The organism is Chelativorans sp. YIM 93263, from assembly GCF_028767125.1.
Classification (GTDB): Bacteria; Pseudomonadota; Alphaproteobacteria; order Rhizobiales; family Rhizobiaceae; genus Chelativorans.
Genome location: NZ_JAKCWP010000006.1, coordinates 164,035 through 177,141, shown reverse-complemented (window position 1 = coordinate 177,141; position 13,107 = coordinate 164,035). Strand labels below are relative to the sequence as shown.

Sequence of the window (13,107 nt, the reverse complement as noted above, 5' to 3'; positions counted from 1 at the left end):
GAGTTTCAACCGTGGCTAGCGACTTCCGAAATCCTTCGCCTGCACCCCATCCGCCGGATTATCCGATCGGAGGGATCGTCCAGTGAAGTTTGAACAACTTGCCTTTCTTCTTGCCGTCACGCCCGCCTTCACACAGCCAGCTCCAGCTGCGGCAGCCGACTACCCGCTGACGCTCGAGAATTGTGGCTCCGAAGTTACGTTCGATGCACCGCCGGAACGTGTGGTGACGGTCGGCCAGTCGGCCACCGAGATGCTCTATGCGCTGGGTCTCAGCGACGCGGTCGTCGGCACCTCGGTCTGGTTCAATGACATTCCCGGCGAGTTTGCCGAAGAGAATGCGGACGTCCCGCGCCTGGCCGACAACGAGCCAAGTCTCGAAAGTGTTGTGGCGAAGCATCCGCAGCTCGTTGTTGCGCAATTTGGAAGCCAGGTTGGCGTTCAGGGGACGGTCAGCACGCGCGAGCAACTCCATGAACTCGGCATCCAGACCTATGTCATGCCGGCCGATTGCCTCGGCAAGGACAATCGCGCGGGCGATGGCGTGCGCTCAACGGACTTTTCCGTCGGTACGGTTTATCAGGCCGTGGAAGAGCTTGCCACCATCTTCAATGTCGAGGAGCGTGGTGAGGCGCTCTCGGCCAAGCTCCGCGGGCGGCAGGAGGAAGCCATGGCGGATGCCACTGCGCTCGCTCTCGGTGATGTGACAGGCGTCTTCTGGTTTTCCAGCGCGCAGGACGGCTCCGATCCCTTCGTCGCCGGACAACGCGGCATCCCCGCCTTCATGATGAACGCGCTCGGCATGCGCAACGTTATCGAATCGGACGAGGAATGGCCAACGGTCGGCTGGGAGACCATTGCACGCGCCGATCCCGACGTGATCATGATCGCGCGTATGGACCGTCGCCGCTATGCAGCCGACAATCACGAAAAGAAGATCGCATTTCTGCGCTCCGATCCTGTGACAAGTCAGATGACTGCGGTCAAGGAAGGCCGGATCGTTGTCGTCGATGCCCATGCCGTTCACGCGTCTGTGCGCATGTTCGACGGCATGGAAACGATCGTCGAGGCGCTGGAAGCCTCGACGCTGTTGCAATGACGCTGTCCGCGGCCAGCTTTCCGCGACGCCCCGCTCTGCGTCGCTTGGCGCCCTTCGCGGTTGTGCCCTTGGCGATGCTGGCCGCTATCCTGTTGGGGACGGCGATCGGCGAGACGAACATTCCTTTCGAGACCGTCATCGCGACGCTCGGAAACCGGCTCTTCGGCGGCGCTCACCCGATCGCCCCGATCGATGAAGGTATCGTTTGGAACTATCGCCTGACGCGTGCAATCGTTGCCCTTAGCTGCGGTGCGGCGCTTGCCGTCTCTGGTCTCGTTCTGCAGTCGCTTCTCAGAAATGCGCTTGCCGACCCCTATATTCTCGGGATTTCGGCCGGCGCCTCGACCGGCGCTGTCGGTGTCCTGGTGATCGGCCTTGGTGCCGGCGTGCTGAGCGTCTCGCTTGGAGCCTTCGCCGGCGCGATAGTCGCCTTCGCGTTTGTCGCTCTTCTCGCCCGCGCCGCTGGTGGTGGGACGACGCGAATGGCGGCGGGGCATATCATTCTGGCCGGTGTAGCCGGTTCACAACTCTTCAATGCGCTCACCTCTTTCATTATCACCCATTCGGCGAGCGCAGAGGAGGTGCGTGGGATCATGTTCTGGCTCCTCGGGAATCTCAGCGCTGTACGCTGGCCCGACGTGCGCCTCGCCGTTCCGGTGGCGCTGTGCGGCGTACTCCTGTGCCTGTGGTATCGTCGCGAGCTCGATGCCTTTGCCTTCGGGGCGGATTCGGCTGCCTCTCTCGGCGTGCCGGTTCGCCGGGTGCAGGTTATCCTTATAGGCGCGGTCGCCTTGATGACGGCCTGCATGGTCTCCATCGTTGGCTCGATCGGCTTCGTCGGCCTCGTCATCCCGCATGCCGCCCGTTTTTTGGTTGGTGTCCGCCACGCCCGCCTCTTGCCCGTCGCGGCGGTAACGGGAGGTATTTTTCTGGTGCTGGCCGACATCGTTTCGAGGACGATTATACCCGGTCAGGTGCTGCCGATCGGCGTTGTCACCGCCCTGGTCGGAGCACCAGCCTTCGCGATCATTCTCGTGCGTGCGCGGAGGGCGGGATGATCCTTTCCACGCGCAACCTTGGTTGGGGTATCCGGGGTAAGCCGATCGTCGATTCCATCACCCTCAATGTGATTGAAGGTGAGACGCTCGGCCTGATTGGGCCTAACGGATCGGGCAAGTCGACCCTACTGCGCCTTCTGCCGGGTATTCTGCCGCCGCACGACGGCGAGGTGTTTCTGGAGGGTCGACCGCTGCATGCCTATTCGCGGAGAGAGGCCGCCCAACGGCTCGCGCTTGTTGAACAGCAGGCGGAGACTGGAGAGCGTCTGAGCGCACGCGACGCCGTTGAGCTTGGTCGCACGCCTTGGCTTTCGGCGCCGCAGCCCTGGTCGGAGCATGACGATGAAATCGTATCGGAGGCTCTTGCAGCCGTGGATATGACATCATTTTCCGAGCGCTTGTGGCACACACTCTCGGGTGGCGAGCGTCAGCGGCTTCACATTGCGCGTGCGCTCGCTCAGGAGCCACGGCTGCTTTTGCTCGATGAGCCGACCAATCATCTCGATATTGAGCACCAGATGAGCATTCTCCGGCTCGTCCGCAAACTGCCGGTGACCACGGTCATCGCCATGCATGATCTCAATCAGGCAATGGAATGCGATCGGGTCTGTGTGCTTCATCGCGGCCGGATGGTCGCATTGGGCGAGCCTTCCGACATTCTTACTGTCGATATTCTGCGTGAGGTGTTCCGGGTGAGAGCGCGATTTCTGCACGACCCCGAAGATGGCACCAGCGTCATGCGTTTCGTGCCTCTCGAGACCTCAATCGCAAGCGGCAGGGTTCATTCCTTGCGGGTGGAAGGATGAATTATCAAGAGAGTGCTCTCTCCTCCCGAGTTCGCTGAAACAACTCGTCGAGGTGCTGCTGCATGATGGACATCGCGTTCTCCGCCGAGCGCTGGCCCACCAGTACACTCGTGCCGAGCCCATGGCTAAGCGTCAGCAGCCGCGCGGCTTCGTACGCAGGATCGAGATCCGCGGCAAGTTTGCCTGCGGCCCGTCCTTGCTTCAGGGCATCCGCGAGTTGTCGCTCGAGACGATTGGGTCCCTCAACGAAAGGCTGCTCCGACAGTTCGGGATCGGTCATCGCCAGGATGGCATACGAGGTCCAGACAAGATGAAAGGTGCGACTTTCGCCATCTTCGGGCAGAGCCTCGGCTAGAAAAGCCTCGAGGTAGTCACGCAAGTCCACGGGCTGCTGTAGGCGCGCCAGTCGATTGTCCCACCTTTCCTGGCTCCGCCGTTCGAGACGCTGCAGGGTGGCTTGCATCAACTGTCCTTTAGATTTGAAGTAGTACTGTACGAGGCGGAGCGAGACGCCTGCTTCGGCCGCTACCGCACGCATCGTCACGGTATGCAGCCCCTCACGCGCAGCCAATAGAACAAGGGCATCGGCAATCTGTGCGCGACGTTCTTCGTGATCGACTGTTTTCGGCACGGTTCCCTCTTACAGGCTTGCATCTCGATTTTATGATACGTATGTATCATAAAAGGGCGGCAACATAAGCATATTGGCGCTCCAGCCGAAATCACCGTCCTTTCCGGTATTCTTCGAACTGACGGCGTGGCCAACGAGACATAGCACAATGAGCACTTGCAGAATGCAGCAAGCGGCGGAATCCGGCTGGGGAGATCTTCTGTCGGAAGGGCGGTTACCGCGATTCGTACTGATCTGCCTTGGCGTGTGGCTGGGTGCGGTCGAGAGTCTGATCACGGCGACGATCATGCCGAGCGTGGCTGGCGAACTTGGCGGCCATACTTATTTCGGATGGGCCGTGGCCGGGTTTCTGGTGGGAACGGTTCTGGCGGTTGCCAGTGCCGGTCGGCTTTCGGAGATCCTGGGCTTACGAACGGCCACCGCTCTTGCGGGTCTGATCTTGGCTGCCGGCTGTATCCTGAGTGCTGCGGCACCAAACATGGGCGTCTTTCTGACAGGCCGTCTGCTACAGGGGATGGGCAGCGGCTGGATTGCTGGGTTTGTCATGGTCGCCGCGGCTCTCGTTTTTCCCGAGCGGCATCTTGCGCGCGTCTTCGCCTCGGCAACGGCCATCTGGGGCGTTGCCACGGTACTTGGCCCTTTGATAGGTGGACTGCTTGCGCAGGCCGGAGACTGGCGGGCCGTTTTCTGGATCTTTACCCTGCAGGCATTGTTGTTCTCGGCTGCCTCGGTCCGGCTCTTGAAAAATCCGACCACATCGTCGGAGCGCACGCCGGGTGTCCCTTGGCGCCAGCTATGCGTCCTTGGCTTGGGTGTTAGCGCGATCGCGCTTGCCGATATGGCGGCGTCATCAGCGACGGCAGCTGCTTTTCTGGTTTTGGCAGGCCTTACAGGCGTTGGTCTCGTTTTGCGTATAGACGGGCGTGCGCCGGTGCGCCTTCTGCCGCGCGGGGCGGGCAATCTGAAGACGATCTGCGGATCCGGTTATGCGTCTCTGTTTGCCTTGACGGCGGCTTCAATGGGACTCATCGTCTATGGTCCCGCAATTCTTCAGACTGTGCGGGGTTTGTCTCCGCTTTCGGCAGGCTATGTGGTTGCGGTCCAGGCGATGGCATGGACCGTTGTCGGCCTCGCCGTTTCCGGCGCCTCACAGGAGCGTGAGCGCCGCTGGATCCGGCTTGGCGGTAGCTGTATCCTGGCAGGCGTCGCGCTCCTGGCGTTGTTGATGCGGGAAGCGGAACCCGGTGCCGTAATCGTTGGAGCTGCCGTGATCGGCGCTGGCTTCGGCCTTTCCTCAAGCCTCACGAATCGGCGGATTCTGCGCGCGCTTGCCGACGAGGATCGTGCGATCGGCTCGTCCGCTCTCATCGCGGTCAGGCAGACGGGCGCCGCCGTTGGCGCCGCGATTGCCGGCGTGGCGGCAAACCTCGCAGGACTTGGCTACGGATTGACGCTGGCCTCGGCGCAATCCGTCTCGGTCTGGGTATTCGTTGCCGCATTGCCACTTGCGCTTGCGGGCGCCTGGGCGGCATGGCGGCTAACCGGAACCGCAGCCTGATCAACACCCTTACACGTGTCCCTGCGGATGCATTCAGATGAAGATGTTTTCTTGATTTTTCCCCGATCACTGATAGAGGCAATCATCCTACAAGTATTTTTGGGTCTGACCGTCGGCTCGCCGGGAAGGTTCGAGAGCCGCGTGCGCTTGACATTGAGGACTGCGTTGGTCGTGAGCATCTGGCTCGGATGCAGAGACATCGGCTTTGCGGAGGTAGCGCATGACAACATGGTTGCATGAGCAGCGGTTGGAGGCGGTGCGCCAGATCGTCCTTGAGAGCGGAGCGACCAGCGTGCTTGATCTTGGGTGCGGCGATGGCGATCTGCTCGTCCGTCTGGTGTTGGAACCGCAGATAGAGCGCATCGTCGGCATCGATCTCTGCCATGTCTCCCTCGGCCGCCTTCGCACACGGTTGAGCGCAATGAAAGAGGAAGCAACGGCAAGGGTCGATCTTGTTCTCGGCTCGATGATCGAGAGACATTCCGGGCTGACCGGGTTTGATCTCGCCATCCTGATCGAGACGATCGAGCACATCGCGCCCGACCGATTGTCGACCTTGGAACAGGCCATTTTTAGCCACATGCGCCCGGGTGGCGTGGTCGTGACGACGCCGAACGCGGAGTTCAATCCGCTGCTCGGCGTTCCGTCCGGCCGATTTCGTCACCCCGACCATCGCTTCGAATGGGATCGGATAAAATTCCAGCAGTGGGCACGCGGTGTTGCCTTGAGAAACGGCTATGATGTCGTTTTCCAGGATATCGCCGGGCGGCATCCCGCCTATGGCGGCGCAAGCCAGATGGCGGTCTTCAAGGTCGCTGGCTGCTCGGCCGACCGTCTCGCTGCCTGAGGAAGCAAATCGAAGTGAAGTGCTCTTTCGTCTACGCTGCTGGTAGGCGTGTACCGAAATCACCCGTGATTATGGATCAGCGAAACATCAAGACCGGAATTTTGCAGCGCCGCACCATCTCGGTCGTGGTGCTTCCGATGATCAAGCTGCGGATCCGGGAATGACCGTAGGCGCCCATGACGAGCAAGCCAATGTTTTCGGCTTCGACCTTTGTGCCGATGATCTCTTCCGGTTCTCCATTCAAGAGCTGCGCGTCAACGTCGAAACCTGCGCTTTTGAGCCGTAAGGTTGGAGCTTCGAGCCGGGAACGGTTCTCGGGCGTATCCGCACCGACCGACAGGATGGTGCACCGCATGCCCTCCAAGAGCGGACTGGCAACGACGTAGTCGACAGCACGATTGGCGCTTTTGCCGCCATCATAAGCAATGAGAAAATGGTTGAACGGGGTGTAGGCGCGCGCAGCCACTAGGACCGGCACCTTCGCGCTGCGGACCACCCGCTCAAGGTTTGAGCCGAGATGCAGTTTGGCGAAATCGGCGGCTTCTCCGCGTTTCCCGATCACGACGATTTCCGTATCGACCTCAAGATCGGCCAGCGCCTCCAACAGGTCTCCGCGGCGCAGGGTTGTTTCCACCTTCGCAACGCCGGCGCCGTCGAGCGCCGTCTTAGTGGCCTCGAGCAGGGCGCGGCCCTTCTGTTGGGCAAGCTTGCCGTGCTGTTCATCGAGGCGGGTGTATTCCTCCAGCAGTGCGGAGCGTTCGCCTGGTTCAAGCCCTCCGCTGAGATCGAAACTGCTGGACATGCGGCGTCCGAGGACGTGGACGACCTCGACGGGAAGACCGGTTCGCGTTGCCGCCCAGCCGGTTATCCCGCAAACGCTGTCAGCATAGATCGACCCATCGACCAGGGCCAGTATCTTGGACACGCGGATTCCTCCCTCAATGGCCCATGAGGCGTTCGAATGCGCCGGGCTTGTCATGGATGGCGAGCTTGTCGACGAGTGTCGCACTCGCTTCGTTCATTCCGGTCAGTTCGACGTCAGTGCCTTCGCGGCGGAACTTCAAGACTACCGTGTCGAGCGCGGCAACGCCGGTCAAGTCCCATATGTGCGAGCGTCCGACATCGATGCGGACCCGCTCCAATGCTTCCTTGAAATCGAAAGCTTCAACGAACGCATCCGCCGAGGCGAAGAATACCTGGCCTTCGACCACATAGAAACGCTCTTTCCGGTCTTCAGAGAGCGTCGAGGACACGCGGAAGATCTGCGCCACCTTCGATGCGAAGAAGAGTCCCGACAGGAGCACCCCGACAAGCACGCCGATCGCGAGATTATGCGTGAAGACCACGGTCACCACGGTCGCGATCATCACGGTCGAAGAGCGGCGCGGGTGGTCGCGCAGGTTTTTTATCGAGGCCCATGAGAAGGTGCCGATGGAAACCATGATCATGATGGCAACCAGCGCAGCCATCGGTATGATGCTGACCCAATCGCCCAGTACCACGATCAGGAAGAGCAGGAAAACGCCGGCGGCGAAGGTCGAGAGGCGCCCGCGTCCACCGGATTTGATGTTGATCACGGACTGACCGATCATCGCGCAGCCCGCCATGCCGCCGAGGAAGCCGGTCGCCACGTTGGCAACGCCCTGGCCGACACATTCGCGGTTCTTGTCGCTCGGGCTGTCCGTCAGCTCGTCGACGATGGAGGCCGTCATCAGGGACTCGAGTAGCCCTACGACGGCAACCGCCGCTGAATAGGGAAGGATGATTGTCAGAGTCTCGAGGCTAATCGGAATGTTTGGGAGCAGGAAAACAGGCAACGTGGAAGGCAACTCGCCCATGTCGCCAACGGTCCTCAGATCCATGTTGAAGTAAAGAGCCACCGCCGTCAGCGCCACGATACAGACGAGAGGCGAGGGAATTGCCTTGGTCAGGCGCGGGAACAGATAGATGATCGCCAACCCGCCGGCCACCATCACATATGTCATGTGTGGTACTCCGACGAGTTCCGGGATCTGGGCCATGAAGATGAGGATGGCCAGCGCGTTGACGAAACCGGTGATCACGGAGCGCGAGACGAAGCGCATCAGATCCCCGAGGCGGAAGAGTCCGGCGGCGACCTGCAACACGCCGGCAAGAACCGTCGCCGCCAGCAGATATTGCAGCCCGTGATCTTTGACGAGCGTGACCATGAGGACGGCGGTGGCCGCCGTTGCCGCCGAGATCATTCCAGGGCGCCCGCCGGTAAAGGCAATGATTACGGCAATCGAAAACGACGCGTAAAGGCCGACCTTCGGGTCGACGCCAGCGATGATGGAGAAAGCAATGGCCTCCGGAATGAGGGCGAGGGCAACGACCAGCCCGGCGAGAAGATCACCGCGAATGTTTCCAAACCACTCATCGCGGACCCTGGAAAAGAACATTAAAGAGAAACCTCTAATACAAAGGAGCGCTCCAGTGCCGAGGCAGTGGAACCAGGAGGGATGTCGGAGCGCTCTCACGCAGCGCCGCGGCTCCACAGGTGTGAGCGGAAAGCGCGAGACACGCGACATTGAGACCGCAGGAGGAGATGGTTGTTGCAGCGCAACACCCCGTCCTTTAACCATCGACGCCTTATTTTGAAAGCCGTAGATGTAGCTGCATGGCTGCCTTGCAAAAATGCCGCAATGAGCGTGCTCATTCCTACCCCTCTGTCCGGCAGGCAGAGGTCGTGAAGGGCGCTGACCACCCTGAATGCCGCTAATGCCAGGCCAGAATTCGGCCGCCGCGATTACGAAGATCCGGACGTAGTCCTCGACCCGCGACGGCGCTTTTGTGCCGGGCCGATGTCATGCAGGTTCAACGCCGTTCCGACCAGGGCGAGATGGGAAAAGGCCTGCGGGAAGTTGCCGACTTGCCTCTTAAGGCGCGGGTCGTATTCCTCGGCGAGCAGCCCGACATCGTTGCGCAGCGCCAAAAGGCGCTCGAACAAGTCCCGAGCCTCGGCATCGCGGTTCTGCAGGGCGTAGTTGTCGGCCAGCCAGAAGCTGCAGGGCAGAAAGGCGCCCTCACCGGGCGGCAGGCCATCGACGCCCTGCTGTGTGCGGTAACGCAAGACAAAGCCGTCCACCACCAGTTCGCGCTCGATAGCGGCAACGGTCCCGAGGACCCGAGGATCGTCGGGCGGCAGGAAGCCGACGGTCGGGATCAGAAGAAGGCTGGCATCGAGTTCCTCGCTGCCGAAGCTCTGCGTGAAGGTGTTTCGGCGGCTGTCGAAGCCCTGCTCGCAGATGGTTGCGTGCATGCGGTCGCGAACCGCCCGCCAACGCTCGGTGGGTGCTTCGAGCCTGAAACGTTCGGCGTCGCGCAAGGCGCGATCGAGCGCCACCCATGCCATCACTTTGGAATAGGTGAAATGGCGCTGTCCGCCTCTGACCTCCCAGATGCCTTCATCAGGCTCTTCCCAGATCGCCTCCAGATGCTGGATTAGCGCCTCCTGCAGGGCCCAGCCCGACGGGGCAGGCGCGAGGCCGTGATTGCGCGCCTGATGGAGGGCATCAAGGAGTTCGCCGTAGACGTCGAGCTGCATTTGGTTCGATGCCGCATTGCCGATGCGCACGGGGCTGGAGCCTTGGTAGCCCGCCAGCCACGGCACCTGCCATTCGTTTAACTGCCGCTCGCCCGCCACGCCATACATGATCTGTATCTGCTCGGGACTGCCGGCAGCACTGCGCATCAGCCAGTCGCGCCAGGCTCGTGCTTCGTCCACATAGCCGGCCGACATGAACGCGATGAGCGTCATGGTGGCGTCACGCAGCCAGCAATAGCGGTAATCCCAGTTGCGCGGGCCGCCGATCTGCTCGGGCAACGAGGTGGTAGGGGCGGCGATGATGCCGCCAGTGGGAGAATAGGTGAGCGCCTTCAGAGTAAGCAGTGAGCGTTGCACTGGCTCTTTCCATGCGCCTTCATAGGTGCACTGGTTGCACCAGTCCCGCCAGAAAGTCTCCGTCGCTTTCAATGCTGTCTGCCAGTCGAAGGCCGGGGGTGGGGGCAGGTGAGATGGCCCGTAGGTCAGCACGAAAGGGACGCATTCGCCTTGGGCAACGGTGAATTCCGCCACGGTGGCGAGGTTCTCGCCGCGCAATCCGATCGGCGTGCGCAGGGCAACGGCATTCGGCCCCGCGACGGCGTTGAGGCCCGAGCCGTCCTCGAGCCGGGTCACCCACGGAACCGAAGAGCCGTAATCGAAGCGGAGTCTCAGGTCGAGCCGCATCGTTACCTTGCCGGACCGCCCCTCGACCAGCCTGACCACGGAGGAGTTCAGCTGTCCGGGCGGCATGAAATCGATGAGGGCAACCTCGCCCTCGGACGTTTCGAAGACGGTTTCCAGAACCATGGTGCCGTCGCGGTAGGCGCGGCGTGCGCGAGCCGCCGAATCGGCGGGGGAAATCCGCCAGCGCCCGTTCTGTGCCGTACCAAGCAGGGCCGCAAAGCAGGCACCGCTGTCGAAGCGCGGCCAGCACAACCAATCGATTGAACCATTGCGGCCGACAAGCGCGGCCGTCGTGCAGTCGCCGATCAGTGCATAGTCTTCGATGGGGAGCGGCAGGTCCGGCCCGGTTTGAGAACCCTTTTCGACAGAGGGATGCCGATGTTCGAGCTTGGGGTCGTCGATGGAGACGGTGGGAGGCCGGTCGGGCTTTCCGGTCGCCTCGGCAGAGGAATCGTGCACGTCCTCCTGCCCCAGTTCGCCCATGATCCGGGCAACGACAGCTTCGGTGGGTGAAGCGATGTCGACTGCAATCGCGGGCTCATCCGGCGAAGGCGCCTCAAGCGTCGCCATCTGGCTGGTGAGCAGGTCGGGCGGCATGAAATGGTCCTTGCGGGCGGCAAGCCTCGCCGAAATCAGTATCTGCTCGCCGCGCAGATACACGAACTGAACCTCCGGCCGACCGCGGGCGAGAAGGTCGCGATAGCTGCGCTTCAGCGCTGAGCATGTGATGACGCCGGCACGGCCGGCCTCCCGCCAACCGTCAATCCGAGCCGCGATTTTTTCGAGCCAGGGCTTGCGGTCGGCATCGGTGAGCGGGATGTGGGCGCGCATCTTTTCGACATTGACTGAAGGATGCAAATCGTCGCCCTCTTCGAAAGGCCAATTCAGCCGTTCAGCGAGCGCCTTGCCGATGGTCGTCTTGCCGGCGCCCGAGACTCCCATCAAGATGATAATGGGATTCGGCCGCTCAGAGGCAGCCATGGGTGCTGCGTTTCCAGTGGCGATCTCGGCTAGTTCGGTCATTCTCTCCAATTCCCTTCACGCACCAGGGTTGAGCGGCAGCCAGGCGCGGCCGTCGCGCTTCATGAGTGCATCGGCCGCGGTCGGCCCGCTGCCTCCGGATTTATAAAGATGCACACCGTCTCCGGCCTGGGCCCAACTGTCCAGGAATGGCTGGACCGCGCTCCATCCCGCCTCGATGTTGTCGGCGCGCTGGAAGAGGGTCGGATCGCCGATCAGGCAGTCGTAGATCAGCGTCTCGTAGCCGGTGGAAGGTTCTGCGGCGAAATAGTCCGAATAGCTGAAATCCATATCCACTTCACCGAGCCGCACCGTGCGTCCTGGCACTTTGGCCGCAAAGCGCAGCGACACGCCCTCGCTCGGCTGGATGCGGAAGACCAAGAGGTTCGGATCGGGCATGCCAGCCGGCGTGTCGCGGAAGAGGATGCTTGGGGCCCGCTTGAACTGTATGGCGATTTCGGTGCGCCGGACGGACATCGACTTGCCGGTCCTTATGTAGAAGGGCACGCCCGCCCAGCGCCAGTTGTCGATCATCAGTTTGAGGGCGACATATGTCTCGGTGTTGCTGTCGGGCGAGACGTCAGGTTCCTTCGTATAGGGACGCACGGGTTGGCCGCGTACTGTGCCAGCGTCGTACTGGCCGCGGACGGAGTTCTTCACGGCCTCCTCGGGCGACCATCTGCGGACCGCCTCGATCACCTTCGCCTTTTCCGAGCGCACCGCGTCCGCGCCGAAGGAGTTCGGCGCCTCCATGGCGGTCATGGCAAGGAGCTGGAACATGTGGTTCGGCACCATGTCCTTCAGCGCGCCGGTGGCCTCGTAGAAGCGCCCGCGGTGCTCGACGCCGACGGTCTCGGCGGCAGTGATCTGCACGTGGTCGATATGATCGCGGTTCCACAGCGGCTCGAAGAAGCCGTTGGCAAAGCGCAGAACCATGATGTTCTGGACCGTTTCCTTGCCCAGGAAATGGTCGATCCGGTAGAGCTGGCTCTCTCCGGCGACCTTCAGGATGCGGCGGTTGAGTGCCTCGGCGGAGGCCAGATCGGAACCGAAAGGCTTTTCGATGACGATGCGCCGGAAGCCCTGCTCCGTCTCTTTGATGAGCCCGGCATCGCCCAACTGTTCGCTCACCATGCCGAAGAAGCGCGGCGCGGTGGCGAGGTAGAAGACCGCGTTTGAATGGCCGCTCTCTCCGGCACGCTTGTCCAAGCGCTCGCCGAGGCGGCGATAGGTCTCGGGATCCTCGAAGTCGCCCGCAAGATAGCCAAGCCGCCCGGCAATCCAGTTCCAGGCCTCCATATCGAGCGCTTTCGCTTCGAACTCCCCGCCGCCTTCGCTCACAAGCGCCTGCATCGACTTGGTGAGATAGGTGCGGAATTCATCCTCGCTGCGCTCGATATGGTCGACGCCGATCACCTCGAAGGCCGGATCGAGGGACTTTTCCCTGGCGAGATTGTAGAGGGCCGGCATCAGAAGCCGTTTGGTCAGGTCGCCGGAAGCGCCGAAGATGATGAGTGTGCTGGGTGGCGCCGGTTCGGCGCTGTCGGGGAGTCGGCGGGCTGGGGCAGGGGACTTCATGATCAACCTCCTGAAGGACGCTCGACGTGGCCGCCGACCTTAAAGCGCATCGCCGAGAGAAGCCGAGCATAGAGGGCGGCGGACAAGGCCTCGGCAGGGCTAGATTCCTCTATTGCTCCCATGACTGTCCAGCGACCGAGGTCCATAACTCCCAGTTGCATGTTTGTTTTCCCAGCTTTGTCAAAGGGTCGTCGTGTGCAGACTGACATCCCGGAGTGTCGCTTCCGTTAAGCCGATATTTACATGCCGATCTTCTCGCCCAAC

11 protein-coding genes and 1 pseudogene are annotated in these 13,107 nt (G+C 61.8%); 5 read left to right on the top strand and 7 right to left on the bottom strand.

Annotated features, from left to right (window positions below; translation table 11 throughout):
• Positions 1-82: 82 nt before the first annotated feature.
• Genes LY631_RS13965 through LY631_RS13955 form a run of 3 tightly spaced genes read left to right on the top strand, consistent with a single transcriptional unit; the run spans position 83 to position 2,960 of the window.
• Entirely contained in the window at positions 83-1,096 is a 1,014-nt protein-coding gene (locus LY631_RS13965; protein WP_274426083.1) for an ABC transporter substrate-binding protein, read from the top strand.
• Positions 1,093-2,154 (top strand): FecCD family ABC transporter permease, encoded by a 1,062-nt coding sequence (locus LY631_RS13960; RefSeq protein ID WP_445082888.1) that lies wholly within the window; start codon positions 1,093-1,095, stop codon positions 2,152-2,154. The genes LY631_RS13965 and LY631_RS13960 overlap by 4 nt, the downstream gene beginning before the upstream one ends.
• A complete protein-coding gene (locus tag LY631_RS13955; RefSeq protein WP_274426082.1) occupies positions 2,151-2,960 on the top strand; it encodes an ABC transporter ATP-binding protein in 810 nt (269 codons plus the stop codon). The genes LY631_RS13960 and LY631_RS13955 overlap by 4 nt, the downstream gene beginning before the upstream one ends.
• 4 nt (positions 2,961-2,964) lie before the next feature.
• Here LY631_RS13955 and LY631_RS13950 read toward each other — a convergent pair whose 3' ends face one another.
• Positions 2,965-3,591, bottom strand: coding sequence for a TetR/AcrR family transcriptional regulator (locus LY631_RS13950; RefSeq protein ID WP_274426081.1), 627 nt, complete (start codon positions 3,589-3,591; stop codon positions 2,965-2,967).
• 148 nt (positions 3,592-3,739) lie between these two features.
• On the opposite strand from LY631_RS13950, the gene LY631_RS13945 reads away from it, so the two are divergent.
• Together LY631_RS13945 and LY631_RS13940 are read left to right on the top strand one after the other, a co-directional pair.
• Positions 3,740-5,149 (top strand): MFS transporter, encoded by a 1,410-nt coding sequence (locus tag LY631_RS13945; protein ID WP_274426079.1) that lies wholly within the window; start codon positions 3,740-3,742, stop codon positions 5,147-5,149.
• A gap of 220 nt (positions 5,150-5,369) precedes the next feature.
• A complete protein-coding gene (locus tag LY631_RS13940; RefSeq protein WP_274426078.1) occupies positions 5,370-5,996 on the top strand; it encodes a methyltransferase in 627 nt (208 codons plus the stop codon).
• Between the two features lie 76 nt (positions 5,997-6,072).
• Here the strand turns inward: LY631_RS13940 and LY631_RS13935 are convergent, their stop codons facing one another.
• The 6 genes and pseudogenes from LY631_RS13935 to LY631_RS13910 form a co-directional block, all read right to left on the bottom strand.
• Positions 6,073-6,921 (bottom strand): universal stress protein, encoded by an 849-nt coding sequence (locus LY631_RS13935; RefSeq protein ID WP_274426077.1) that lies wholly within the window; start codon positions 6,919-6,921, stop codon positions 6,073-6,075.
• Positions 6,922-6,934: 13 nt separating this feature from the next.
• Positions 6,935-8,416: a SulP family inorganic anion transporter gene (locus LY631_RS13930; RefSeq protein ID WP_274426076.1), complete on the bottom strand. Its 1,482-nt coding sequence runs from the start codon at positions 8,414-8,416 to the stop codon at positions 6,935-6,937.
• Between the two features lie 347 nt (positions 8,417-8,763).
• Positions 8,764-10,581 (bottom strand): glycoside hydrolase family 15 protein, encoded by a 1,818-nt coding sequence (locus LY631_RS13925; RefSeq protein ID WP_274426170.1) that lies wholly within the window; start codon positions 10,579-10,581, stop codon positions 8,764-8,766.
• 159 nt (positions 10,582-10,740) lie between these two features.
• Positions 10,741-11,187 (bottom strand): annotated as a pseudogene (locus LY631_RS13920) (gluconokinase); the annotation flags it as partial.
• A 96-nt stretch (positions 11,188-11,283) separates the two neighbouring features.
• The gene (gene zwf / locus LY631_RS13915; RefSeq protein WP_274426075.1) at positions 11,284-12,843 is read right to left on the bottom strand and encodes a glucose-6-phosphate dehydrogenase; all 1,560 of its coding nucleotides are present in this window, start codon (positions 12,841-12,843) and stop codon (positions 11,284-11,286) included.
• Positions 12,844-12,845: 2 nt separating this feature from the next.
• The gene (locus tag LY631_RS13910; RefSeq protein WP_445082887.1) at positions 12,846-13,004 is read right to left on the bottom strand and encodes a hypothetical protein; all 159 of its coding nucleotides are present in this window, start codon (positions 13,002-13,004) and stop codon (positions 12,846-12,848) included.
• Positions 13,005-13,107 lie beyond the last annotated feature (103 nt).